This window comes from Clostridium hydrogenum (genome assembly GCF_021432385.1).
GTDB lineage: Bacteria > Bacillota > Clostridia > Clostridiales > Clostridiaceae > Clostridium_S > Clostridium_S hydrogenum.
Window position 1 is genome coordinate 1,143,531 of sequence record NZ_JAEACT010000003.1, and the last position, 26,347, is coordinate 1,169,877.

At 31.9% G+C, this 26,347-nt stretch carries 22 protein-coding genes and 1 tRNA gene; 1 reads left to right on the forward strand and 22 read right to left on the reverse strand.

The annotated features are described in order from the left end of the window. Nucleotides 1-2: 2 nt before the first annotated feature. From ilvD to CUEA01_RS18365, 12 genes are all read right to left on the reverse strand, one after another. Nucleotides 3-1,661 (reverse strand): dihydroxy-acid dehydratase, encoded by a 1,659-nt coding sequence (gene ilvD / locus CUEA01_RS18310; protein ID WP_234123314.1) that lies wholly within the window; start codon nucleotides 1,659-1,661, stop codon nucleotides 3-5. Nucleotides 1,662-1,931: 270 nt separating this feature from the next. Further along, nucleotides 1,932-3,005 carry a 3-isopropylmalate dehydrogenase gene (gene leuB / locus CUEA01_RS18315; RefSeq protein WP_234123316.1) on the reverse strand — a complete coding sequence of 358 codons (1,074 nt, stop codon included), beginning with the start codon at nucleotides 3,003-3,005 and terminating at the stop codon, nucleotides 1,932-1,934. Nucleotide 3,006: 1 nt separating this feature from the next. Further along, nucleotides 3,007-3,498 carry a 3-isopropylmalate dehydratase small subunit gene (gene leuD, locus CUEA01_RS18320; RefSeq protein ID WP_234123318.1) on the reverse strand — a complete coding sequence of 164 codons (492 nt, stop codon included), beginning with the start codon at nucleotides 3,496-3,498 and terminating at the stop codon, nucleotides 3,007-3,009. Nucleotide 3,499: 1 nt separating this feature from the next. Further along, nucleotides 3,500-4,768, reverse strand: coding sequence for a 3-isopropylmalate dehydratase large subunit (gene leuC, locus CUEA01_RS18325; RefSeq protein WP_234123321.1), 1,269 nt, complete (start codon nucleotides 4,766-4,768; stop codon nucleotides 3,500-3,502). Continuing rightward, a complete protein-coding gene (gene cimA, locus CUEA01_RS18330; RefSeq protein WP_234123323.1) occupies nucleotides 4,761-6,350 on the reverse strand; it encodes a citramalate synthase in 1,590 nt (529 codons plus the stop codon). Before cimA ends, leuC begins: the two co-directional genes overlap by 8 nt. 245 nt (nucleotides 6,351-6,595) lie before the next feature. Next, entirely contained in the window at nucleotides 6,596-7,588 is a 993-nt protein-coding gene (gene ilvC / locus CUEA01_RS18335; RefSeq protein WP_234123326.1) for a ketol-acid reductoisomerase, read from the reverse strand. A 241-nt stretch (nucleotides 7,589-7,829) separates the two neighbouring features. After that, the gene (gene ilvN / locus CUEA01_RS18340; protein WP_234123327.1) at nucleotides 7,830-8,309 is read right to left on the reverse strand and encodes an acetolactate synthase small subunit; all 480 of its coding nucleotides are present in this window, start codon (nucleotides 8,307-8,309) and stop codon (nucleotides 7,830-7,832) included. A 217-nt stretch (nucleotides 8,310-8,526) separates the two neighbouring features. Then, nucleotides 8,527-9,927 carry a cysteine--tRNA ligase gene (cysS, locus tag CUEA01_RS18345; RefSeq protein WP_234123328.1) on the reverse strand — a complete coding sequence of 467 codons (1,401 nt, stop codon included), beginning with the start codon at nucleotides 9,925-9,927 and terminating at the stop codon, nucleotides 8,527-8,529. 22 nt (nucleotides 9,928-9,949) lie between these two features. Continuing rightward, nucleotides 9,950-11,164 (reverse strand): threonine ammonia-lyase, encoded by a 1,215-nt coding sequence (gene ilvA, locus CUEA01_RS18350; protein ID WP_234123329.1) that lies wholly within the window; start codon nucleotides 11,162-11,164, stop codon nucleotides 9,950-9,952. Between the two features lie 27 nt (nucleotides 11,165-11,191). Then, a complete protein-coding gene (locus tag CUEA01_RS18355) occupies nucleotides 11,192-12,895 on the reverse strand; it encodes a proline--tRNA ligase (RefSeq protein WP_234123389.1) in 1,704 nt (567 codons plus the stop codon). A gap of 439 nt (nucleotides 12,896-13,334) precedes the next feature. Further along, entirely contained in the window at nucleotides 13,335-14,018 is a 684-nt protein-coding gene (gene ispD, locus CUEA01_RS18360) for a 2-C-methyl-D-erythritol 4-phosphate cytidylyltransferase (RefSeq protein WP_234123330.1), read from the reverse strand. Between the two features lie 30 nt (nucleotides 14,019-14,048). Further along, nucleotides 14,049-15,140, reverse strand: coding sequence for a PIN/TRAM domain-containing protein (locus CUEA01_RS18365; RefSeq protein ID WP_234123331.1), 1,092 nt, complete (start codon nucleotides 15,138-15,140; stop codon nucleotides 14,049-14,051). Between the two features lie 335 nt (nucleotides 15,141-15,475). Here CUEA01_RS18365 and CUEA01_RS18370 point away from each other — a divergent pair, with 335 nt between their 5' ends. Further along, on the forward strand, nucleotides 15,476-15,880 hold the full coding sequence (locus tag CUEA01_RS18370; protein WP_234123332.1) for a nucleoside triphosphate pyrophosphohydrolase family protein: 405 nt from the start codon (nucleotides 15,476-15,478) through the stop codon (nucleotides 15,878-15,880). Nucleotides 15,881-16,195: 315 nt separating this feature from the next. On the opposite strand, the gene disA is transcribed toward CUEA01_RS18370, so the two are convergent. The 10 genes from disA to CUEA01_RS18420 form a co-directional block, all read right to left on the reverse strand. Then, nucleotides 16,196-17,260 (reverse strand): DNA integrity scanning diadenylate cyclase DisA, encoded by a 1,065-nt coding sequence (gene disA / locus CUEA01_RS18375; RefSeq protein WP_234123390.1) that lies wholly within the window; start codon nucleotides 17,258-17,260, stop codon nucleotides 16,196-16,198. A gap of 21 nt (nucleotides 17,261-17,281) precedes the next feature. After that, entirely contained in the window at nucleotides 17,282-18,628 is a 1,347-nt protein-coding gene (radA, locus tag CUEA01_RS18380; protein ID WP_234123334.1) for a DNA repair protein RadA, read from the reverse strand. A gap of 124 nt (nucleotides 18,629-18,752) precedes the next feature. Continuing rightward, entirely contained in the window at nucleotides 18,753-21,191 is a 2,439-nt protein-coding gene (locus CUEA01_RS18385; RefSeq protein ID WP_234123335.1) for an ATP-dependent Clp protease ATP-binding subunit, read from the reverse strand. A gap of 14 nt (nucleotides 21,192-21,205) precedes the next feature. Then, nucleotides 21,206-22,228: a protein arginine kinase gene (locus tag CUEA01_RS18390; RefSeq protein WP_234123336.1), complete on the reverse strand. Its 1,023-nt coding sequence runs from the start codon at nucleotides 22,226-22,228 to the stop codon at nucleotides 21,206-21,208. Between the two features lies 1 nt (nucleotide 22,229). Further along, on the reverse strand, nucleotides 22,230-22,757 hold the full coding sequence (locus CUEA01_RS18395; protein ID WP_234123337.1) for a UvrB/UvrC motif-containing protein: 528 nt from the start codon (nucleotides 22,755-22,757) through the stop codon (nucleotides 22,230-22,232). Between the two features lie 24 nt (nucleotides 22,758-22,781). Then, a complete protein-coding gene (locus CUEA01_RS18400) occupies nucleotides 22,782-23,237 on the reverse strand; it encodes a CtsR family transcriptional regulator (RefSeq protein ID WP_234123338.1) in 456 nt (151 codons plus the stop codon). A 162-nt stretch (nucleotides 23,238-23,399) separates the two neighbouring features. Continuing rightward, nucleotides 23,400-23,906 (reverse strand): NUDIX hydrolase, encoded by a 507-nt coding sequence (locus CUEA01_RS18405; RefSeq protein WP_234123339.1) that lies wholly within the window; start codon nucleotides 23,904-23,906, stop codon nucleotides 23,400-23,402. Between the two features lie 613 nt (nucleotides 23,907-24,519). After that, complete coding sequence (locus CUEA01_RS18410; protein ID WP_234123341.1) at nucleotides 24,520-25,476, reverse strand: ROK family protein; 957 nt, start codon at nucleotides 25,474-25,476, stop codon at nucleotides 24,520-24,522. A gap of 322 nt (nucleotides 25,477-25,798) precedes the next feature. After that, entirely contained in the window at nucleotides 25,799-26,035 is a 237-nt protein-coding gene (locus CUEA01_RS18415; protein ID WP_234123343.1) for a hypothetical protein, read from the reverse strand. Nucleotides 26,036-26,267: 232 nt separating this feature from the next. Next, nucleotides 26,268-26,342: transfer RNA gene (locus CUEA01_RS18420), tRNA-Asn, on the reverse strand. Nucleotides 26,343-26,347 lie beyond the last annotated feature (5 nt).

Sequence of the window (26,347 nt, forward strand, 5' to 3'; positions counted from 1 at the left end):
AATCACTCCTTTATACTATGAAAAACAGCTCCGGTATTTGCCGATGATACTCCTTTTCTATATACATTAAGATATCCTTTAACTGGCTTTTCAACCTGCTTTGGTGTTCTACTCTTAAGTTCTTGCTCTGATACAAGCAAGTTAATTGTTTTATTTTCTATATCTATTTCAATTAAATCTCCTTCGTGAACATACGCTATAGGTCCACCTTCTGCTGCTTCTGGTGATACGTGTCCTATAGAAGCCCCTCTTGTAGCACCTGAAAATCTTCCATCTGTTATAAGTGCAACAGATTTATCGAGTCCCATACCTGCAAGTGCCGCAGTAGGTGACAACATTTCTTTCATTCCTGGTCCACCTTTTGGTCCTTCAAATCTTATAACTACAACATCTCCTGGATTGATTTCGCCCTTTCTTATTGCTGCTGAAACTTCATCCTCACTTTCAAAAACTCTCGCTGGTCCTGTGTGCTTCATCATTTCTTCCGCAACAGCTGCCTTTTTAACAACAGCTCCATCCGGTGCAAGGTTTCCTCTCAATATTGCAAGACCGCCTGTAGCACTGTAAGGATTATCTAATCTAATGACATCATTATCTTTTACAACTGCATTTTTAACATTTTCATATAAAGTATTTCCTGTTACTGTTAAACACTCTTTATTTAAAAGTCCCTTTTTCATAAGCCCATTTACAACTGCTGGAATTCCTCCTGCCATGTGTAAATCCTCAATATGATGATGTCCTGCTGGACTCAATTTACAAACATCAGGTACCTTTTCGCTTATTTCATTTATCTTATCGAAATTAATTTCAACATCACATTCATATGCTATAGCTGGCAAATGCAAAAGTGAATTTGTTGAGCATCCAAGTGCCATATCTACAGATACTGCGTTCATAAATGCATCTTCTGTTAAAATATCACTTGGTCTTATATTTTTACTTATAAGTTCAACTATCTTCATGCCTGATTTTTTAGCAAGCCTCAATCTATCTGAATAAACTGCTGGTATTGTTCCATTATAAGGAAGTGCCATTCCTAAAACTTCTGATAAACAGTTCATTGAATTAGCTGTAAACATTCCTGAACATGATCCACAAGTTGGACATGCTGAGTTTTCTAATTCACAAAGCTCTTCCTTTGACATCTTGCCTGCATTAACTGCTCCAACTGCTTCAAATACAGAACTTAAATCCGTAGTTTTTCCATTTGTTTTTCCTGCAAGCATTGCACCTCCACTTATTACTATTGAAGGTATATTTACTCTTGCAGCTGCCATGAGCATACCAGGAACTACCTTATCACAATTTGGTACAAGTACTAAGCCGTCAAAAGCATGTGCCCTTGCAACTATTTCAACACTATCTGCTATAATTTGTCTTGATGGAAGTGAATAACTCATTCCTGTATGGTTCATAGCTATACCATCGCATACACCTATAGTTCCAAATACCACAGGAACTCCTCCAGCCATTCTTACTCCATCTTTAACAGCTTCTACTATTTTATCTAAGTTCATATGTCCAGGTATTATTTCACTGTATGAACTAGCTATTCCTATAAGTGGTTTATCCATTTCTTCATCAATAAAGCCCAATGCCTTAAATAATGCTCTATGAGGAGCCTTTTCTACGCCTTTTTTTGATGCATCTGAAATCATTTTTTCACACCGCCCTTTTTTATAGAGCAGAGAGTAAACTAATTTCAGAGTACAGAGTACAAAGTACAGAGTACAATGAAGGATGATTTTTCTCCGCTAAGCTACGAAAAATCTATAACATAAATATGTGTATATTTGTGTTTATAAATTATCATCTTTTTTATTTTTAAAGATTTTCCGTAGAAAAACGGAGGAAAATCAACAATCACTGTACTCTGTCATCTGTACTCTGTACTCTTAAATTATTCTACTCTCTACTCTCTACTCTAATTAAATTTCTTCTAATACAAGTTTTCCCATTTCTTTTGTTCCAACTTTTTTCATTCCTTCTGTATATATATCTCCAGTTCTATAGCCTTTTTCAAGAACTTTTTCTACAGCATTTTCTATATCTCTTGCCGCTTCGCTCATATTGAAAGAATATTCAAGCATCATTGCTGCTGACAATATTTGTGCAAGTGGATTTGCAAGATCCTTTCCTGCAATATCTGGTGCAGATCCGTGAATTGGTTCATACATTCCAAAGCTGTCATTTCTTAAACTTGCTGATGGAAGCATTCCTATAGATCCTGTTATCATTGAAGCTTCATCTGACAATATGTCTCCAAATATATTGCTTGTTAATATTACATCAAACTGTGATGGATCACGTACAAGCTGCATTGCAGTATTGTCTACATAAAGATGATTTAATTCAACTTCCGGATATTCTTTTGCTACTTCAACTACAGTTTCTCTCCAAAGTCTTGATGACTCTAATATATTTGCCTTATCTACAGAGGTAACTTTTTTATTTCTCTTCATTGCAGCTTTAAATGCAACGTGTGCTATTCTCTTTATTTCTTCCACATTATACTTTTCAGTATCATATGCATAGTTTACATCCTCTTCTGCCCCTCTTCCTCTTTCACCGAAATATATTCCTCCTGTAAGTTCCCTCACAACAAGTAAATCTATTCCTTTGTCAATTATAGCTTCTTTAAGAGGTGATGCTGATTTTAATATATTATAAACCTTTGCTGGTCTTAAATTTGCATAAAGTCCAAGTCCTCCCCTTAAACCCATAAGAGCTTTTTCTGGTCTTTGATTTCCAGGAAGTGTATCCCACTTAGGTCCTCCAACTGCTCCTAAAAATACTGCATCGGATTTTTTACATTCTTCTAAAGTCGCTTCTGGAAGAGGTGTGCCAAATTCATCTATAGCACATCCTCCAGCTTTTAAAGTTGTAAAGTTAAATTTAGTGCCATATTTTCCACCTATTTTTTCTAAAACCTTTATAGCTTGTTCTGTTATATCAACTCCTATGCCATCACCTGGGATTACTGACACCTTATATTCTTTCATATTAAAATACTCCTTTTTTCACGCAGTTAGTCAATCCTTCATTTTTCATTATTTCAATCATAAATTCTGGGAAAGGCTGTGCTTTATATTCTTTATTTAAAGTTAGGTTTTTTATTTTTCCTTCTATAAAATCAACTTCAAGCTGATGTCCTGTCTTTGCATCATTTACAGCTTCTTCACATTCAAGTATTGGAAAACCTATGTTTACTGAATTTCTGTAAAATATTCTTGCAAAACTTTTAGCAATAACACAGGATACTCCTGCTGCCTTTATGCATATTGGTGCATGTTCTCTTGAAGAACCACAACCAAAATTCTTTTCAGCTACAATTATATCTCCCTTTTTAAGCTTCTTTAAAAAATCTACATCAAGATCTTCCATACAATGCTTTGCAAGTTCTGCTGGATCTGATGTATTTAAATATCTTGCTGGGATTATTACATCTGTATCTATGTTATCTCCGTACTTTAAAACGCTTCCTTGTGCTTTCATACTATAATACCTCCTCAGGTGATACTATTTTTCCTGCTATTGCTGATGCAGCTGCTACTGCCGGACTTGCAAGATAAACTTCGCTATTAGGGTGTCCCATTCTTCCTACAAAGTTTCTGTTTGTAGTTGATATAGCTCTTTCACCTTCTGCAAGTATACCCATATGACCTCCAAGACAAGGTCCGCAAGTTGGCGTGCTCACTATTCCACCTGCTTCTATAAATGTTCTAACAAGACCTTCTTCCATAGCTTCTAAGTATATATTTTGAGTTCCTGGGAAAACGATAAGTCTTATTCCCTTCTTAACTTTTTTACCTTTTAATATTGAAGCTGCCATTCTAAGGTCATCCATTCTACCATTCGTACATGAACCTATAACAACTTGATCTACTTCAACCTCTCCAACTTCATCTATAGTTCTTGTATTTTCTGGGAGGTGTGGAAATGCAACTGTTGGCTTTATAGTACTTAAATCTATTTCAATAACTCTACTATACTCGGCATCTTCATCTGCTTCAAATTTAAGTAATTCCCTATCTGTTCTACCTTTCATGTATTCAATTGTTTTATCATCTACTGGGAATATTCCGTTTTTAGCTCCAGCTTCAATTGCCATGTTTGCTATAGTAAATCTATCATCCATGGATAAATTATCTACCCCTTCACCTGCGTATTCCATAGACTGATATAGTGCTCCGTCAACGCCTATCATTCCTATTATGTGAAGTATAAGATCTTTTCCAGAAACCCACTTGTTAAATTTGCCCTTTAAAACAAACTTAATAGCTTCTGGAACCTTGAACCATGCTTTTCCTGTAGCCATACCTACTGCCATATCTGTACTTCCAACGCCTGTTGAAAATACTCCAAGTGCTCCATAAGTACATGTATGAGAATCTGCACCTATAATTACATCTCCTGGAACTGCTAAGCCTTTTTCAGGTATTAGTGCATGTTCTATTCCCATTTCTCCAATTTCAAAATAATTTTTTATTTCTTTATCCTTTGCAAATTGTCTTATCATTTTACAGTGTTCTGCAGATTTAATATCTTTGTTTGGTGTAAAGTGATCTGGAACTATTGCTATTTTGTTTTTATCAAACACTTTTTTTATATCCATAGTTTTAAATGCTTTAACTGCTACTGGAGTAGTTACATCATTTCCCAAAACAAGGTCAAGTTTTGCAGTTATAAGCTGTCCTGCCTCTACATATTCAAGCCCCGCGTGATGAGCAAGTATTTTTTGTGTCATCGTCATAGGTTTATTCATTATTTTCTTCCTCCTTGTTGTATCCAATTAATTTATATTCCACGGAATCCACCAATGCCATCCAACTAGCTTCAATAATGTCGTAAGATACTCCGACTGTTGTCCAAGTTGATACTCCATCTGTAGATTCAATCATTACTCTTACTTTTGCGCTTGTTGCCTTATTTCCACTAATTACTCTAACCTTATAATCAGTTAGATATACATTTGCAATATCCTTATAAAAAACTTCTAGTGCCTTTCTAAGTGCCATGTCTAAAGCATTTACTGGTCCTTTTCCATCAGCTGCTGTTACTTCACGGACACCATTTACCATTATTTTTACCACTGCAGCCGCACTATATTCTGTTGCACTTGGTTTATCAATAATAACTTTATATTCAATCAATTCAAAGGATGGCTTAAATACTCCTAGTTCTTTCCTAACTAAAAGTTCAACACTTCCCTCAGCACCTTCAAATTGATAACCTTCATATTCTAATTCTTTTACCTTTTTCATTATTGCTTTAGTAGCTTCAGAATCCTTATTTAATTTAGGATCTATTTTCTTTATCATAGAAAGTATGGTTCCACGCCCAGCTACCTCAGACATAAGAATCTTTCTTTCGTTTCCAACTAACACTGGGTTTATATGCTCAAATGATACTGGATTTTTATTTACAGCATCTATGTGCATACCACCTTTGTGTGCAAAAGCAAAATTTCCAACATATGCTTCTTTATCATCTGGTATTACATTACTAACTTCACATATATACTTATAAACAGCTGTTAAGTTCTCTAAATTTTCCTCAGGTATAGCTTTAAAATCAAGCTTTATTTGAAGATTTGCTATTATAGTTGATAGATTTGCGTTTCCACATCTTTCACCAAAACCTGTGAAAGTTCCTTGTATATGCTTTACTCCGTCTTGAACTGCTGTTACAGAATTTGCTACTGCCATACTGCAATCATTATGGCAATGTATACCCAAATTATTAAATTCAAGCTCACTTACTAGATAGCTACAAATATCATGGATTTCTGCTGTCATCGTTCCGCCATTTGTATCACAAAGAACAAGCCATTTTGCTCCTGCCTCTTTTGCAGTATATAAAACCTTTAATGCATATTCCTTATTATTTTTATATCCATCAAAGAAATGCTCTGCATCAAAAATAACTTCTTTTCCTTGCTTAACTAAATACTCTATACTCTCACTTATCATATTTAAATTTTCTTCAAGCGAGGTTTTTATTATATCTAGCACATGAAAATCCCATGCCTTGCCAAATATACTTATTGTATCAACACCACTTTTTACAAGATCATTTAAATTTTTATCATCTTCTGCCTTTACATTAGGTCTCCTTGTGCTGCCAAAAGCGCATATTTTTGAATTTTTAAATTCTATATTTTTTATTTCTTTAAAAAATTCTCTATCTTTTGGATTTGAATTTGGATTTCCAGCTTCAATATAATCTACACCTAATTCATCAAGTTTTTTTGCTATTTTTATTTTATCTAGAACACTAAAAGAAATTCCCTGTGCCTGTGAACCATCCCTAAGGGTACTATCAAAAATATAAACTTTTTTACCCATATTTCACCTCTAACCTAATAAATCAATTCACAGTTCACAATGCACAATTCACAATTAAGGATGATTTTCTGACATTGCAGAAAATCTTACAACTTATTATTTTTAAGATTTTTCGTAGTGCTAATGGAGAAAAATCAACCTTCATTGTGCATTGTGAACTGTGAATTGTGCATTGATTAACTGCAGTTTAATTTATTAAAAATTGTATACATAAGCTTATGCAATTTAAATTTTGGATATAATATCTACTTCTTCATCCAAGACATCATTTTTCTAAGTTCTGCTCCAACTTTTTCAATTTGATGTTCTGAATGAACTCTTCTTGAAGCATTGAAGTATGGACTTCCTACTTGATTTTCAAGGAGCCAGTTTCTAGCAAAAGTTCCATCCTGTATATCTGTTAAAACGCCTTTCATAGCTTTTTTAGTGTCTTCAGTTATAATTTTACTTTCTGTAATATAGTCACCATATTCAGCTGTATTACTTATTGAATATCTCATCAAGTTAAGTCCACCTTGGTTTATAAGGTCAACTATTAATTTCATTTCGTGGCAACATTCAAAGTATGCCATTTCAGGTTGATATCCTGCTTCAACTAAAGTTTCAAAACCAGCTTGTATAAGTGCTGTTACACCACCACATAAAACGGCTTGTTCACCGAATAAATCAGTTTCAGTCTCTTCTTTGAAAGAAGTTTCAATAACTCCTGCTCTAGCTCCTCCAATTCCTAGTGCATACGCAAGTGCTACTTCTTTAGCTGTTCCAGTTGCATTTTGATGAATAGCTATAAGGCAAGGAACTCCGTGACCTTCTAAGAATTGACTTCTTACAGTATGACCTGGTCCCTTTGGTGCTATTAAGAATACATCTACATCTGCTGGTGGAATTATTTGTCCGAAATGTATTGCAAAGCCGTGAGCAAATACTAATGCTTTTCCTGCTGTAAGATTTGGTTCAATGCTTTCTTTATATAGTTTTGCTTGTTTTTCATCATTTATTAAAATCATAATTATGTCTGCTTCTTTAGCTGCTTCAGCTGCTGTTTTTACTGTTAATCCAGCCTCCTCAGCTTTAGCCCATGATTTACTTCCAACATATAAACCAACTACTACATCAACACCACTTTCATGAAGGTTAAGTGCATGTGCATGACCCTGACTTCCGTAGCCTATTACAGCCACCTTTTTTCCCTTCAAATAATCTAGATTACAATCTTGTTCATAATATACTTTAGCCATTTTATAAAGCCCCCTAAATTTTTTTATATTTATTTTATAGATAAACCAGTTCAACTACCAAAATCAATTTGCATCATAATGCCCAAAAGACGGCATTTTTATACAAATTAATTTTGAAGTTTCACATGGTTTATCTCTAGACATACCGTTTCAACTACCAAAATCAATTTTCACCATAATTCCTAGAAAACGGCACTTTGGTACAAATTAATTTTGAAGTTTCAATCGGTTTATCTCTATTTTACCCTCTTTGTATAGCAATAAACCCACTGCTTACTACTTCTAATATTCCATAAGGCTCAAGCAGTTTTTTAAATGCCTCAGTTTTACTATTGTCTCCTGTGATTTCTATTGTTAAAGTTTCGAATGTTACATCCACCACAGAGGCCCTGAATATACTTACTGTATTTAAAATTTCCTGTCTTGCTGTATCCTTTGCCTTTACTTTTATTAACATAATTGTCTTGCATATTGACTCTGAGTTGTCAAGCAACACAACTTTATGAACATCTTCTAATTTTTTGATTTGCTTGATTATTTGGTCAATTTCATCGCTGCTTTCAACCTTTGATATTAAGGTTAACCTAGACATTCGTTCATTCTCAGTAACGCCTGCTGTTACACTTTCTAGATTGTAGCCCCTTCTGTTGAATAATTCGCAAACTCTAGTTAACACTCCAGGATTATTATCAACAAGTACAGATAGTATATGCATACCCATTTTTATCACCTCTTTAGACTTAACTTCCTCACCGTGTTTTCTATGAATTTATCATCTAGCCATTGAATTGTCAACATTTTTTAGACAATTTGCAATATATTAAATTATTAGAATGTGAATTATGATAATAAAAAAAAACAAGGTATACATTTATTAATGTGATAAACATATATCTTGTCTTATATTTACTATTCTTTGATTTTAAAATAACTATTTTCTAATCTTGTAGTTTCCATCTTACACCTTCTGGAGTATCTTCAAGAATTATTCCTCGTGCTTTTAAATCATCTCTTATTTTATCTGCTAATTTAAAATCTCTATTTTTTCTTGCTTCTTGTCTCTCTTGTATAAGTTTTTCAATTTCATCTTCCAAGCTTGTTACTGTTGATTTTTGTAAAATTCCAAGTGGCTTTCCAAGTCCTCTTATTAAGTCAAGTAGATACTTAACAATTTCTCTTGATGAATTTACATTTATATTTATATTTATGTCCTTTACGAGTTCAAAAATTGTTGATATAGCATCAGCCGTATTGAAATCATCATCCATCTTTTCAATAAATTTTTCCTTGTACTTTTCAATAGATGCTTTGTATTTTCTCTCTTCTTCAGTAATTTCATCACTTTTAACTTCATTTAATAAATTCTCTAGATTACCTATAGAATTATATAATCTTTCCATTGACAATTTAGCTGAATCTAAAAGTTCTTCACTGAAATTAAGAGGTGTTCTATATTGGGCAGATAGCAAAAACATTCTAACTACTTCTGCGTCGTATCTATCCAATATTTCTCTTGTTGTAAAAAAGTTATTTAAGGATTTTGACATTTTCTTATTGTTTATATTTAAATATGCTGAATGCATCCAATAATTTGCGAATTTCTTTCCGCTTCTTGCTTCACTTTGTGCTATCTCATTTTCATGATGTGGAAAAACTAAATCCATACCACCTGCATGTATATCTATAGTATCTCCTAAAAGTTTAGATGCCATACATGAGCATTCTATGTGCCAGCCTGGTCTTCCAATTCCCCATGGACTTTCCCATCCTGGTTCACCTTCTTTTTGCTTTTTCCAAACTGCAAAATCCATTGGTTCCTTTTTTCTTTCATCTACATCTATTCTTGCACCAGCTTTAAGATCATCAAGATTCTGTCCTGAAAGCTTACCGTATTTTTCAAAAGATTTTGTGTTAAAATACACATCACCCTCTACTTCGTATGCATAGCCTTTATCAATTAAATCACTAATAAATTTTATTATTTCATCCATGAACTCTGTGGCCCTAGGATTGCAAGTTGCTCTTTCTATATGAAGATTATCTGCATCCTTATAGTATTCATCTATATATTTATTTCCGAGTTCACTTACTGTAGTCCCTTCCTTGTTAGCTCTATTTATCATTTTGTCATCTATGTCTGTGAAGTTTTGGATAAAATCAACCTTATAGCCTCTATATTCAAAATATCTCCTTACAGTATCAAACACAACAAAAGTTCTTGCATTACCTATATGAAAAAAATCATATACTGTTGGACCACATACGTACATTTTTACCTCATTAGGGTTAAGCGGCACAAATTCTTCTTTTTGTCTTGTCATTGTATTGAATATCTTCATTTGGTTTCCTCCCTTTTTATTTTTATTTGTATTTTACTTTTACGTTGTACCCTCTATCTTTAATTGCTTGCATAAGCTTATGTGCTTGTCTTTCAGACTCAACTTCAATTTCAAATATTACATCTGCATAATCAAGTCCCTTTCCAGACCAATTTCTATCCTGCATTACTTTTACTACATTTCCACCAAGCCTAACAACTGTGTTTATGATTTTTTCAAGCTGACCTACTCTATCTTGAATTTCTACTGAAAAACTAATTCTTCTTTGAATTAATATAAGCTCCCTATCTATTATTTTTGACAAAATTGCTATATCTACATTTCCACCACTTAAAACAGCAACCACATTTTTACCATTCATATTAATCTTATCTGCCAAAAGTGCCGCTACTGTTGATGCTCCTGCACCTTCACAAACTAATTTTCCTCTTTCAACAAGATGAAAAATACCATAGGCAATTTCATCTTCTGATACAGTTACAATTTCATCAACATATTTTTTTATATATTCAAAGGCTATATCTCCAGGTGTACAAACAGATATACCATCAGCAAGAGATTTTACACCAGGCAACGTAACTATTTTGCCCTTTTCTAATGAGGCTTTAGACGAAGCTATTATCTCTGGCTGCACTCCTATAATTTTTATATCAGGTTTTATAGCCTTTGCCGCAACTGCAATTCCGGATATAAGTCCACCGCCTCCTATAGGTACTATTATTGCATCAGTTTCAGGAAGCTCTTCCAGTATTTCTAGTGCTATTGTCCCTTGACCAGCCATAACTTCTTCATCATTGAAAGGGTGTACAAAAGTTGCCTTTGTTTCTTTTTGTATTTGGACAGCTTTTTTATAACATTCATCATATACTTCTCCGTACTGTACAACCTCTGCGCCATATCCTCTTGTAGCATTTACCTTAGACTGTGGTGCAGTTTCTGGCATAAATATAGTTGATTTTATTCCAAGCTTTGTAGCTGCATATGCAACTCCTTGCGCATGATTTCCCGCTGATGAAGCAATAACACCTCTTGCCTTTTCGTCCTCACTTAAGTTTATTATTTTATTGTATGCTCCTCTAAGTTTGAAGGCGCCTGTCTTTTGCTTGTTTTCACATTTTAAGTATACATTTGAGCCTGTTTCAGAAGAAAGTGTGCTTGAATAAAATATAGGAGTTTTTCTTACTATTCCCTTTATGTTTTCACTAGCCTTTTTTATGCTATTTAAATCTAACTTCATCTTATTAAATCCCTCTTACCTTAAAAATTACAATTGCTCTTTAATTGCTTTTTTTACTTTTTCTATTACTGAAGCTACAGCTATTTCTTCTACGTCTTTATCTTTTCTAAGCTTAAATTCAACTATTCCATCGCCTATTTTCTTTCCAACTGTAATTCTCATAGGTATTCCTATTAAGTCAGCATCCTTGAATTTTACTCCTGTTCTTTCATTTCTATCATCAAGAAGTACATCTACACCTTCTGCTTTAAGCTCGTTATATATTTTTTCTGCTGCCTTCATTTGTTCTTCACTCTTAAATACTGCTGGAACTACAACAACTTCGTATGGTGCAACTGAAATTGGCCATACTATACCATTTTCATCGTGGTGCTGTTCTATAATTGCTGCCATTGTTCTATTTATACCAATTCCATAGCATCCCATTATAAGTGGTTTATTTTCTCCATTTTCATCAACAAAATTAGCTCCCATTGCCTCTGAATATTTTGTTCCAAGTTTAAATATGTGACCTACTTCTATACCTCTTGCTATAGTAAGTTCTTTTCCACATTTAGGACATTTTTCACCTTCAACAGCATTTCTATAATCTCCAGCAGTACCTTCAAAATCTCTGCCATAATTTACATTGCTTAAATGATATCCTGTTTCATTAGCTCCTACAATAAAGTTATACATATATATGACTTCATTATCTACAAATAAATAATCAGCTTTTAAACCTACTGGTCCTGCAAATCCAATTGCTGCTCCTGTAGCTTCTTTAACTGTTTTTTCATCTGCTAAATCAAATTCAACTGGTGCTCCAACAGCATTCTTTACTTTAGTTTCATTTACTTCCCTATCGCCTCTTACCATTACAGCTACAACTTTATCATCCGCTTTATATATTATTGTCTTAGCAAATTTCTTAGCATCTGTATTGAAGAATTTAACTAAATCTTCAATAGTTTTAGCATGTGGAGTTTCAACTTTTGCTAGTTCCTTTAATTCTTCTTTTTCAGCTTTTTCTGGAGTTGAAGGTGCTTTTTCAACGTTAGCTGCATAATCACATTCTTTACAGAAAGCTACATCATCTTCTCCTATTTCAGATTTAACCATGAATTCAGCTGATCCAGAGCCACCCATTGCACCAGAATCTGCCGCTACTGCTTTACATTCAACATTGCACCTTTTAAATATTTTTGTATATGCCTCATACATCTTGTCGTAAGCAATATCCAATCCTTCGTAATCTTTATCAAAACTGTACGCATCCTTCATAACAAACTCTCTTGAACGAATCATACCAAATCTAGGTCTTCTTTCATCCCTGTATTTAGTTTGTATTTGGTATAAATTAAGAGGAAGTTGTTTATATGATTTTATTTCATTTCTTGCAAGCTCTGTAAATACTTCTTCATGTGTTGGTCCTAAACAAAATTCTCTTTCATTTCTATCTTTAAGTTTAAACATTTCAGGACCAAAAACTTCCCATCTTCCAGACTCTTTCCATAACTCTGAAGGTAAAAGTGCTGAAGCTAAAAATTCTTGTGCTCCTGCGTTATTCATTTCTTCTCTAACTATATTCTCAACTTTTTTTAATACTTTTAAACCTAAAGGCATATAATTATATACTCCTGAAGCCATTTTTCTTATCATGCCAGATCTCAGCATAAGTTTGTGGCTTTCAATTTCTGCCTCCGCAGGTGTTTCTCTCAAAGTTAGCATAAGCATATTTGACATTTTCATTTTAATAAGTCCTCCTAGATATAGATATACTACTTGAAAAAGTTGTATATCCATAATTAAATTTTTCAAAATAAAAAACTCTCCCTAATTATTAGGGCGAGTTTAATCGCGGTACCACCTAAATTTGTACTCATTACTTAAAACTCAAAAGTAGGTTCAAAGCTAATTTGAAAATCTTTCAGCCTAGGATTTTCTCTCTGTAATAATAAATTGGCAGCTTCTACTAGTCTTTATCACAGTTTTCAATATTGATTTTTTTAATATATACAGAAACTTTTAAACGGTTTATCTCTATAGACATACCTGCTCAACTACCAAAATCAATTTGCATCATAATGCCCAAAAGACGGCATTTTTATACAAATTAATTTTGAAATTTCGCATGGTATATCTTTAAAATCATCTTAATATCAAATTATACATTTGAAATAGTTCTATGTCAACATCCCTTATCAATCAAATTTTCTGCTGCATATAAATCATCTGGTGTGGTAATCTTTAAATTATTATAGCTTCCTTCATAAAGATAAACTTTATTTTTAGCCATTTCAAATACTGCTGTATCGTCTGTCGCTAGAATACCATCTTTTTCTGCTTTTATATGTGCATCAAATATCAAATCATACTTAAAGCATTGTGGAGTTTGAACACAAAATAATTCATTTCTATTTAATGTTTTTTCAGAAAATCCATTTCTATCCTTTACCTTTATTGTATCTTTAGGCTCTACGCCACAAGCTGCTCCTCCATATATTTTAGCATACCTTATTCCATCTTCTATAATCCTGCTACTAACAAATGGCCTTGCTCCATCATGTATTAACACAATATCTGCATTTTTTACGGCTTTAAGCCCTTTCATAACTGATTTTTGCCTCTCACTGCCACCAGAAACTACTTTTGTAACTTTGGTAAAATTATATTTGTAAACTATTTCACGCTTACAGTAATCAACCTCGTCCTCTGATGCTACAAGAACTATTTCATCAATTAATGAACTTTTCTCGAATTTTTCAATTGTGTATGCTAAAATTGGCTTATCTTTAATAAGAATAAACTGCTTGTTCTTATTAACCTTCATTCTACTTCCCTTGCCTGCAGCCATTATAATTGCACAATTCATAGTCAGTTTAACTCCTTGTCTAAGTTTAAATTATTCTTTTTGCTTTGCAAATATCATTCTACCGGCCGCTGTCTGAAGTACAGATGTAACAATTACTGATAGTGTTTCTCCCATATGCTTTTTACCACCTTCAACTACTATCATTGTTCCATCATCTAAGTAAGCAACTCCCTGACCAGATTCCTTACCATCCTTAACAATTTGAATAACCATATCCTCACCTGGCAAAACAACTGGTTTAATAGCGTTAGCTAATTCATTTATATTAAGCACTGGAACTCCTTGAAATTCTGCTACTTTATTTAAATTATAGTCATTAGTAATTACTTTTCCATTCAACACTTGTGCTAATTTTAAGAGTTTATTATCAACCTCTTCAATATCTGGAAAATCTTTTTCATACATTTCAACATCTACACTTAATTCTTTTTGTATTTTATTTAAAATATCAAGGCCTCTTCTTCCTCTATTTCTTTTGAGTCCATCAGATGAATCTGCTATATGTCTTAATTCTTGTAGTACAAAAGTTGGAATTACTAACGTTCCTTCTACAAATCCAGTCTTACATATATCAAAAATTCTTCCATCTATTATAACAGATGTATCTAAAACTTTTGGACAGCCTTTAAGAATGCCTTTTCCCTTTTTATCCTTATTAGAACCTGCCTTCCTAAAGCTAGTAAAAAATACAATAAGTTCTTCTCTCTTTTTTATTGCAATATCAGCAAAAATCACTGCTGTTATTATAGTAATAACAATTGATATTATTGACCAAAGTACAGAAACCTTTGAAAATGAACTGCAAACAAGCGTAGAAATTATAAGACCTACAATAGCTCCTACTGTTCCAAATAATATTTCTGATCCCGGAACTTTTTGAATATTTTTTTCTACATAGTCTATAAACTTTAATACAAGCGAATTAATCCATGGTGATATTATAAAAAATATGATACCAAAAATCAAAACACAGAAAGCTAAAAATAATACCATTTCAACTGTATTATTTTTTATGCTGTTAACCTCTGAAAAGTATTTTCCATTTAAAATAAGTGCCCCTATTAAATATCCTAATATTAATCCTATAAGTGTAAAAAGTCCTCTTAATACTTTTTTTAGCAATTCATGCCACCTCCCTTATAATTATTAACTAAATTGTAAAATTTAAATCTAAAAATTGTAAATAATATCTTATTTTAAATATACTCTATTAAGAACATATTTTCAATAACAAACTCCTTCATTTAATTACTAAATAGTCAATAACTTGTACTATTAATTTAATATCTATCCCCCCTATTAAATTATTTATATTTGATTTATCATATATATAGTAAACATTTTCATTTTGTATAATTTTATTTTATATTTATTAATTTCATTGACATAATTATCAAAAAAATCTTATAATTATTTTACTAAAATTAATAAAAATCTTTATAAGGAGATGAACCCTAATGAAGGATGTTATTTTTGATGATTTTCAAAATTCTGTAGACGAATCTTTATTGAGGCATAGAAATTTAATTGATATTATGACAAAACTTCAAGAATCTCAAGGCCGAATTAATAGAGCCATAGCTAAATCTGCAACTAATTGCGGATGTATTGAAATTGAATCAAAGAAATTTCAAATATTAGAAGACGGTGATATTGATGATATTAAAAATTTAAATAAAAGTTTTAACTCCAATATAAGAGGTACTTTATGTGACAATTGTCGTGATGTTATTGAAGATGAAATTGGCAATAATTTATTTTACTTAGCTGCACTTTGTAATTCTCTTAACATAAATTTGTATGATATTATGCTAAAAGAATCTAATAAAATAAATACTCTTGGAAAATACTCTTTAAGATAATATTAACCGACTTAATCAATGCACAATTCACAGTTCACAATACACAATGAATGTGGATTTGCCTTCCTTACGTCAGGTAAATCTTAAACTCAAATGTTGTCAGCTTCACTGAGGACCATTAATATTGCGATTGCGTAAGCAAAAAATAAGTTTTAAGATTTTCTGTAGCTTTGCTACAGAAAATCATCCTTCACTGTACTCTGTACTCTGTACTCTGTACTCTGTCAGTTGTACTGTGAATAAAGGTTCCTAATATTTAAATTGCACTGTCACATAACTATATTAAAACAATTTGCAATAAGCATTCAACTTTTTTTATAGTTGATTATTTAATATAAATTGTTCTCTTAATCTTCTAAGTCCATTTTTTATAGCTCTTGCTCTAGCCTCGCCAATACCCTCTACATTATCAAGTTCTTCATAAGATGCTTCCATTATTCTTTTTAACTGACCAAAATGTTTAACCATATTTTCTATAACATTAACTGGTATTCTAGATATTTTACTTGTCATTCTATATCCTCTAGGCGATATTAATGTATCTACCATTGGTACTCCACTATATCCTAAAGCCTTGGCTATTGATTCAAGATCTAAAAATTCTTCTGATGACATATTTTGAATTTGATTATAAATTTCATTGTAATCAGTTGCATTTTTACAATAATCTCTTATTATGAAGATTCCATCCTGTTCTACATTTCTTATAAGTTCAATTAACTGCATGGAAATTAGTCTTCCTTCATTTCCTAATTCGCATATATACCTTTCAATTTCTGTAACAACCCTCATTACCATTTCTGTTCTTTGCACAGCTGTAACAACATCAAATAGCGTAGCTAAATCTTGAAATTCTAATAAATTTAAATTATTTACTACCCTTTCCAAAACAGAAACATATTTGCCAAGGGTTTGAAGTGCTTGATTTGCCCTTGCAAGTATTATACTGCTATCTCTAAGTGCATATTTTATATCTCCTTTATATATAGTTATTACATTTCTTCTTTGCGAAATAGCAACTACTATACTTCCTGTTTGTTTAGCTACCCTCTGTGCAGTTCTATGCCTAGTTCCTGTTTCAAATGTTGGAATTGATGAATCTGGTATAAGTTGAACATTTGCACTTAATATTCGCTTTAAATCACTGCTCAATACAATTGCACCATCCATTTTAGCAAGCTCATATATGTATGATGAACTATATTCAGAGTTTATCTTAAATCCTCCATCCATCATCTTTAAAATTTGCTCATTATCTCCTAAAACAACAAGTCCGCCCGTTTTAGCTCTTAATATATTTTCAAGACCTTCCCTTAAAGCAGTACCAGGTGCCATAATTTTAAGTATATCCATAAGTCCTTTATCTTTTTTTAATCTTATATTATTCACAAATCATCACCCTTAAAACACTTTATTTATTGCTTCTTTCAATGAGGAAATACCTATACCCTTTATTTTATTATTTTTATGGATATTTCTAGACGGTATAAGTATGTTTTCAAATCCCATTTTTTCAGCTTCATTTATCAATCTTTCACTAAAAGAAATAGGTCTTACTTCTCCTGTAAGTCCAACTTCTCCTACTGCAATAGTCTTATCTAATTTGATGGCTATGCCTTTAGCACTAGAAATTAATGCAAGCGCTATTCCAAGATCTCCATAAGTTCCCTCTATACTTAAGCCACCTACTACATTAACATACACATCACAATTATAAAAAGGTACTTTAAGTTTTTTTTCTAGTACAGCTAAAATTAGATTTAATCTAGAAATATCTATTCCAACCGCTGTCCTCCTTGGCATAACTGCATTTGTCTTAGAAACTAAAGCTTGAACTTCCACAAGTATTGGCCTGCTTCCCTCCATAATCCCTATTACAACAGAGCCTTCCTGTTTAAAATTTGTCTCTTCTAAAAAAACACTTGATGGATTATGTATTTCGCCAAGACCATCTTCTAACATCTCAAAAACACCTATTTCACTAGTAGTTCCAAAACGATTTTTTACAGTTCTAAGTATTCTAAATTCTTCCGTTCTTTCTCCCTCAAAGGATAAAACCGTATCAACTATATGTTCAAGTACCCTAGGTCCAGCAAGCTCACCTTGTTTTGTTACATGTGCTACAATAAAAAAAGGTATATTATTTGTTTTTGCTATTCTCATTATGTCATTTGCACATTCTCTAACCTGGGATACACTACCAGGTGCAGATGATATTGTTGACTTATACAAAGTCTGAATAGAATCAACTATTACAAATGCAGGCTTAATATTTTCTATTTGAACTTCAATAGTTTCCATATTTGTTTCAGCTAATATGTATATATTAGAAGAATTAACACTTAATCTGTCACTTCTCATTTTTATCTGCTCTTCTGATTCTTCGCCTGAAATATATAAAACTTTACCATGTTTTGATGCAATTCCTTGGCAAGCTTGAAGCAGTAGTGTTGATTTACCTATTCCAGGTGCGCCAGATATCAATGTTATAGATCCCTTAACTAACCCGCCTCCTAATACTCTATTTAGTTCATTAATATTAGTATCATATCTTTCATATTCTCCTGATTTTATACTATTTATACATTTAGGTTCATTTTTTATATTTACAGCTATTTTAGCCTTCTCTTCCTTCTTCTCTTCTTCTACAAAACTATTCCAATTATTGCAAGAAGGACATTTTCCAAGCCATTTTAAAGATTCATATCCGCATTTTTGACATACAAAATAGTTTTTAGTTTTTGCCATCTTATCACTCCATTTATATATACTATAATTATACATTATTTTTATATATTTTTGTTATTAAAATAAAAACCTTAGAAAAAATTTTTTCTAAGGTTTTTAACTGTTAAAATATTATCAATTGCTATTAACTTTTTCTATTAAATGTTAACTCCTTATTTTCATCAACATTTACTACTATTTCATCTTCTTTATTTATTTTTCCCTCTAGTATTGCCTCCGCTATTTTATCCTCAATTGTTTTCATAATAGTCCTTCTTAAAGGTCTTGCTCCATAGGCCGGATCAAATCCCTTTTTTGCAAGTAAATTTTCTGCATTATCATCAAAATGAATTGAAATATTTTGATCCTTAAGTCTTTTCTCAACAGATTCAAGCATAAGCTTTACAATTTGTCTTAAATCCCTTTCTTCAAGTTGATGGAATACTATTATATCATCTATTCTATTAAGGAATTCAGGTCTAAAGGAACGTTTAAGCTCATCCATTATATTTTCCTTCATCTTATCATATTGCTGTTTTTCTTCCTCGTTTGAAGTTGAAAATCCCATAGTTTTTTGCTTTTTTATTGTAGATGCACCTACATTTGATGTCATAATTATAATAGTGTTTTTAAAGTTAACAGTTTTTCCTTTTCCATCTGTAAGTATTCCATCCTCCAATATTTGAAGAAGTATATTAAATACCTCTGGATGTGCTTTTTCTATTTCATCAAATAAAACTACAGAATATGGCTTTCTACGTACTTTCTCTGTAAGCTGACCACCTTCATCGTATCCAACATATCCTGGAGGAGAACCTACAAGTCTTGATACAGTATGTTTCTCCATGTATTCAGACATATCTATTCTTATTATACTGTTTTCATCACCAAACATCGCTTCTGCCAATGCCTTTGATAGTTCAGTTTTTCCAACACCAGTTGGTCCTAAGAATATAAATGATCCTATTGGTCTTTTTGGATCCTTCAATCCAACCCTAGCTCTTCTCACAGCTCTAGCTACAGATTCAACTGCTTCACTTTGACCTATTACTCTTTTATGAAGTATTTCTTCAAGTTTTAAAAGTTTCTCTGCTTCCTTTTCAGTTAACTTTTCAACAGGAATATTAGTCCATTTTGCTACTACTGAAGCAATTTGCTTTTCACCAACTATATGATTATCCACATCATTTTTAGCCTGCCAATTTTTCTTTAAATCTTCAAGCTTAGTCTTAAGTTCTTTTTCCTTATCTCTAAGATTAGCTGCTTTTTCAAAATCCTGAAGTCTTATTGCATCAGCTTTTTCTTTTGATGTCTTTTCAAGTTCTTCTTCTTGATTCTTAAGATCTGGAGGCGCTGTTAAGTTTTGTATTCTAACTTTTGCACCAGCTTCATCGATTAAATCAATAGCTTTATCTGGAAGATACCTATCTGTAATATATCTATCCGAAAGATTTACTGCTGCTTCTATAGCATCATCTGTAATTTTTACCCTGTGATGTGCTTCATATTTATCTCTAAGTCCTTTTAATATAAGGATTGCTTCTTCTTTAGTAGGTTCTCCTACCATTACAGGTTGAAATCTTCTTTCTAATGCAGCATCTTTTTCTATATATTTTCTGTATTCATCAATTGTAGTTGCACCTATACATTGGATTTCACCCCTTGCAAGAGACGGTTTTAAAATATTTGATGCATCTATAGCACCTTCTGCTCCTCCTGCTCCAATAATAGTGTGAATTTCATCAATAAACAAAATTACATTGCCTGATTGCACTATTTCACCCATTACTTTTTTCAATCTGTCTTCAAATTCTCCCCTATACTTGGAACCTGCAACCATTGAAGATACATCTAATGTAACAACTCTTTTATTCTTTAATATCTCTGGTATATTGCCTGCGACAATTTTCTGTGCCAATCCTTCTGCAATAGCAGTTTTACCAACTCCAGGGTCTCCTATAAGACATGGATTATTTTTAGTTCTTCTACATAATATCTCTAATATTCTTTGAGTTTCATTATCTCTTCCTATTACAGGATCAAGCTTACCTTCTCTAGCCATTTGAGTTAAATCTCTTCCGAACTGATCTAATGTTGGAGTTGCCGTTGAAGCGCTAGATGAATCATTTGAACTATCTGTAGTTCCTTCTCCTGTCATACTGTCTACAATATCCTTTCTAAGTTTTTCAAAATCTACTCCTAAATTTGCTAAAATAGTGAATGCAACACCTTCTCCTTCACGTATTAGTGCAAGCAAAATATGCTCTGGAGTTATATAATTATGATTTAAATTTCTAGCTTCTAGCAAACTTAATTCTAGCAATCTTTTTGTTCTGGGCGTCAATGGAATTTCATTTCTATACAATTCCATATCTCCTTTTCCCTCATACTCTTCAACAAGATTTCTTACGTTTTCAATTTCTACACCCATTTTAGAAAGAATAACATTTGAGTTGCCTTCTTCTCTTAAAATTCCAAGTAATATGTGTTCTGTTCCAACATATCCATGCTTAAAATTTTGAGCTTCTTCCTGAGCATAGTATAGTATTTTTTGAGCTCGATCTGAAAATCTTCCAAACATCATATTAAATCACCTACCTATTTTAAACTTTCTTTTACGTATTCTGCACGTTTTATATTTTCTTCTTGTATTGACATATTATTATTGCAATTTTTTCTAATTGCAGCCCTTTGAGTAGTAACAATAAGTGAATCAAGTAAATGAATATTCACATCACTTATTAATCCCATTTCTATTCCCATTCTTACGTTGGAAATTAAATTTAAGCATTCACTTGAATCTAAAATCACAGCATTTTTTAATATTCCAAGTGATCTAAAAATCTTATCCTCTAGTTCATATTTGTATTTCTTATATATCTGCTCTCTACATAAGTTCTCTTGATTTATTATTTGCTCAATAACAGCTTTTAAATTTGATATTATATCTTCCTCTTTTATGCCCAATGTAACTTGATTTGATACTTGATATAAACTTCCAGTAGCTGCTGAACCTTCACCAAAAAGTCCTCTTATTGTTATTCCTATTTGGGTTAACGCATTTAATATTCCACTCATCTCTTTATTCATAGACAGTGAAGGAAGGTGTATCATAACAGATGCTCGCATTCCAGTACCCAAATTAGTTGGACATGCTGTTAAATACCCTAGTTTTTCATCAAATGCATAATCAACATTTTGCTCTAGTAAATCATCCACCTTATCAAGCTCTTCATATGCCTTTTTTAAATTAAAACCTCCTGTTATTCCCTGAAGCCTTATATGATCCTCCTCATTTAGCATTATACTTATAGTTTCATTATCATTTAATATAAATGCGGATTTATCCCTATTTTCTATTAGTTTTTTACTTATCAAGTGCTTTTCAAGAAACTCTACATTTGAATTGTTATCATTTTCCCACAAATGTATACATCTAAATTTTTCTTTTGCATATGAATTTTCGGAAAACTTATTACTAATGTCATCTATTACCTTTCTTCCTTCTTCATTTGATAACTTATCTGGGAAAGGAACAGTTTTTAAATTTCTTGCAAGCCTTATCCTACTTGATAATACTAGTCCAGTATCATTTTCATTGCTATTAAGCCAATTTTCCATATTACTTTTCATCTCCTTCAGCATTCTGAAGTTTTCTAATTTGGTCTCTATAAACCGCAGCTTTTTCATACTCCTCATCGTCAATAGCTTTTTTAAGCTTTTCAGTTAATTCATCTATCTTTTTTCTTTCAATAATTTGATATCCAGATTTCTTAGGTATCTTTCCAATATGATTAACATTGCCCTGTACTCTATTTATGACCGGTTCTATCATCGATGCAAAACTTTTATAACACTCACTGCACCCAAGGAGACCTTTTTGCTTAAATTCATTGTACGTGGTTCCACAATTTTCACATCTTATCTCTGTTGATTTAACATCTGGATAAGAAGTCCCCATATAGTCCATTAAACCACTCAATATATTTTGAAATGAAAAAGGTGAAATAAATTGCATATCCGAATTAATATTGACTCCCTCTACCTGTTTAGCACATTTTTCACAAATATGCATTTCCTTCTTTTGACCGTTTATTATTTTTGTTATATGCACATTGGCCTCATTTTTATGACATATTTCACATACCATATATACCACCACCCTTTTTAATCTTTACATTACTATGACTAATATTATTGATTTCAAAATATCAGCCCTTACTTTATTTCTATCATCCACAACTCGCCCTAAGGTTCTGTCATTTATGGCCATTTTTATTATATTAGCTTCCCTTTCTGTTATTAAATTCATATCAAGAATAGCCTCTATAATTCCAATTCCAGCATTATAAGTTATATTATCACCAATTTTTTCTATTATAATATCCATAATGGGCTTTTTTTCATCATAATAAATTCTTTTTATTTTAATGCAACCACCACCACCTCTTTTACTTTCTATGTAATAACCTTTATCTGTAGTAAATCTTGTAGTTAATACATAATTTATTTGAGAAGGGGCACAACTAAAATGGTTTGCTAACTCATTTCTTTGTATCTCAAGTTCATTTTCATTTGTTTCATCCATCATTTCTTTTAAAAAAGCTTCAATAACATCTGATAGTCTCATGCAAGCTCTCCTCTTTTACCTTTGACTTTCTTTGACTTTATTATATAGCATAATTTTCTAAATTGCAAGTATAAAACACTTAGCACAAAAAATATTTTTCGGTTAGTACAGAAGCTTTAACTTGCATAAAAAAAGTATGCGAATCAATAAACCTATTACCCATTAATCTTCTCTCGCATATAATGCAATTTTGTCACGATACATTTTGTAACGTTCCTTTATAACTATTTTATTGTTTAAACATAATTCATCTAATTCATTTAGAGTAACAAATCTTGCTTCGGTTACTTCTTCCTCTTGCAATACTAAACTGTCTATATCTACATCCTTGTTGACGATATATGTATCTACAAACCTATCATCCAAACGAATACTATGCATTAAAATAAGTTCCTTGGAAGTTGCCTTAATACCAACTTCTTCTTCTAATTCTCTTAATGCGCCAGTTATACTATCTTCACCTATAATAACTGAACCACCTGTACACTCCCAAAGGCCACCAAATTTTTTATTAGGATGTCTTTTATCTATAAGTATTTTGCCATCTTTATTTATAGTCCAAATATCAACGACTATATGATATTCACCTTTTGAAAGAGGTACACCTCTTGTATGTATCTTATTTAGCGGTTTTCTATATTTATCATACAAATCCCATAATTCACTCATTTTTACCTCCAAAACAAAAGTTTATTATTTTGGATAATATACTGTCTTTAAAGAACCTTTCTAAATCTGTACATTTCATTCTTTATTTACATATAAATTTTGTAATGCAAATTTATTTAAAATTGTACAGAAATAGATCTGTAGTGGAATTATCAAAATAACATGAGGCAGGTGCGTTAAAAAATATGTGTTATTATATGAGTGTCTAAGAAACTTTTTATTTGGCTATGCTTTAAATAAGTGTTGATTTTCACACTTATTTAAAGCATAGCTTCCTTTAGTATATTGGGCTATTTTTAAAAGAATGTTGATGTGATGCGTTGGCTTTTATGGACTCTTAGGATTGCTCGTTTATAATTTGCGTAATTTTGACTAGGACGGTCAAAGCCATTTAGGCATCAGGACGATGCATCTAAATGGGTAGCAAATTATAAACATGCAATTCTTAGAGTCCATTAATTCCATAAGCTCATATCAACATTCTTTTAAAACATAGCCTTTTATTTAAGATTTCCAGATACTCGTAGATTACATTATTTTTATTGTGCATGTCCCATGTTATTTAATTTTAAACTATTCTTTGATTCGCAATATTTAAGTGATGTAACTATTCCTAGTTATTCTTAGCTTCTAATAAGGCAAGTGCTACTGCACCTATAACTCCAGCATCTGTTCCTAATCCAGCTGGAATAATTTCACATGCATCAGCCATAGCTTTAAAACATCTTGTATTTACTACTTCTCTAACTTTTTCAAATACTATATCTCCGCCTTTGCTAACTCCACCACCTATTATAACCTTTTCAGGATCAAATGTGCTTACAATATTAGCTACGCATATTCCAAGATAATTTAAACATTTATCTAATATTTCTTTAGCTACTTTATCACCTTTTTTAGCCTCTACAAAAACTTCATATGAAGTTACATCTTTATATTGTTTAAGTGACGTATCCGCTCCACCTTCAATTGCTTCTTTTGCTCTATTTCCAATAGCTGTTCCAGATGCAAGAGCCTCTGCACAACCATAATTTCCACAATTACATCTTGGTCCATCTTCAACTAATGTTGTATGTCCAACCTCAAGTGCATTACACGTATTTCCTCTATATATATTTCCATTTATTATTGCTCCGCCGCCGATTCCAGTACTAACTGTAATAAATACCATATTTTTAGTACCCTTTCCAGCTCCAAATACATACTCTCCTATTGCAGCAACATTAGCATCATTATCAAGATATGTATCTATTCCAAATTTCTCTTTTATTGGCTGAACTAATGAAAAATTCTTAAAAGGCAAATTAGGAGTTGTTATTATTATTCCCTTTTTAGCATCTAAAGGTCCAGGAGAACCTATTCCTATTGATTTAATTTCATTTGACACTTTATTACTATCACTCATAACTTTTGTTATTACTTCAATTATCCTATTAAGAACAGCTTTTTCTCCCTCTATAGCTAAAGTTGGCACTGTGTGCTTGGCTAAAACCTTTCCATCCAAATCAGCAATGGCTCCGCTTATTTTAGTCCCACCTAAATCTATTCCTATAACATATTTCTTGTCCATTTCTTTTCCTCCAAAACATATATAATTCAATAATATTATAACATATAATACATTCATATCTACCATAAAATTTAATTTACTATTCCACATTTGTTAATTATTATAAATACTTTGTGGATAAAATGTAATCTCACACTAATATTATTTAATTGTAACTTTTAAATATTGCCAACCAAAAAACAGAGTACGGAGTACAGAGTACAAAGTACAGTGAAGGAAGGTAAATCATCCTTAACTGTACTCTAGTCTAACTGCTTCGCAATAATTATAAAATGCTATTTAGTATTTTTTAATGTTACAGTCCTATTATGGCTTATTTTGTTTACATACTCTTAAATGCCTCAATGGAACATTTTCCATCTTCCTTACCACTTGTATCAATTATACTGAACTTGCTGGTTTTTAGCATATTACATATTATATCTATATTCTCTTTATCCCCTTTTTCTATTGATATAGTAAATTTATCATTTTTATTGATAAGTTCCATGTAGTCATGTATACTGCTATAATCACTTAATTTTACTCTTCCACTTACATCTAAATGATATTGTGCCATTTAATTCTCCCCTTTTTATGTTCTTTTAAATATTTTTTGCATTTAATATATAAATATACATCAAGTTATTATTTATGTACTAAATTTATTTATATAAGGACATAATTATGGGAAATTCTATGTACACAATAAAGCTGTGGCACAAAATTATGTTAGTGCCACAGGACCTTTTAATAAAAATAAAAAAAACACCGTACATAACGTACACAGTGTTTTACTCAAAAAATAAAAATGGCTCCGCGAAAAGGATTCGAACCTTCAACCTATCGGTTAACAGCCGAGTGCTCCACCATTGAGCTATCGCGGAATACC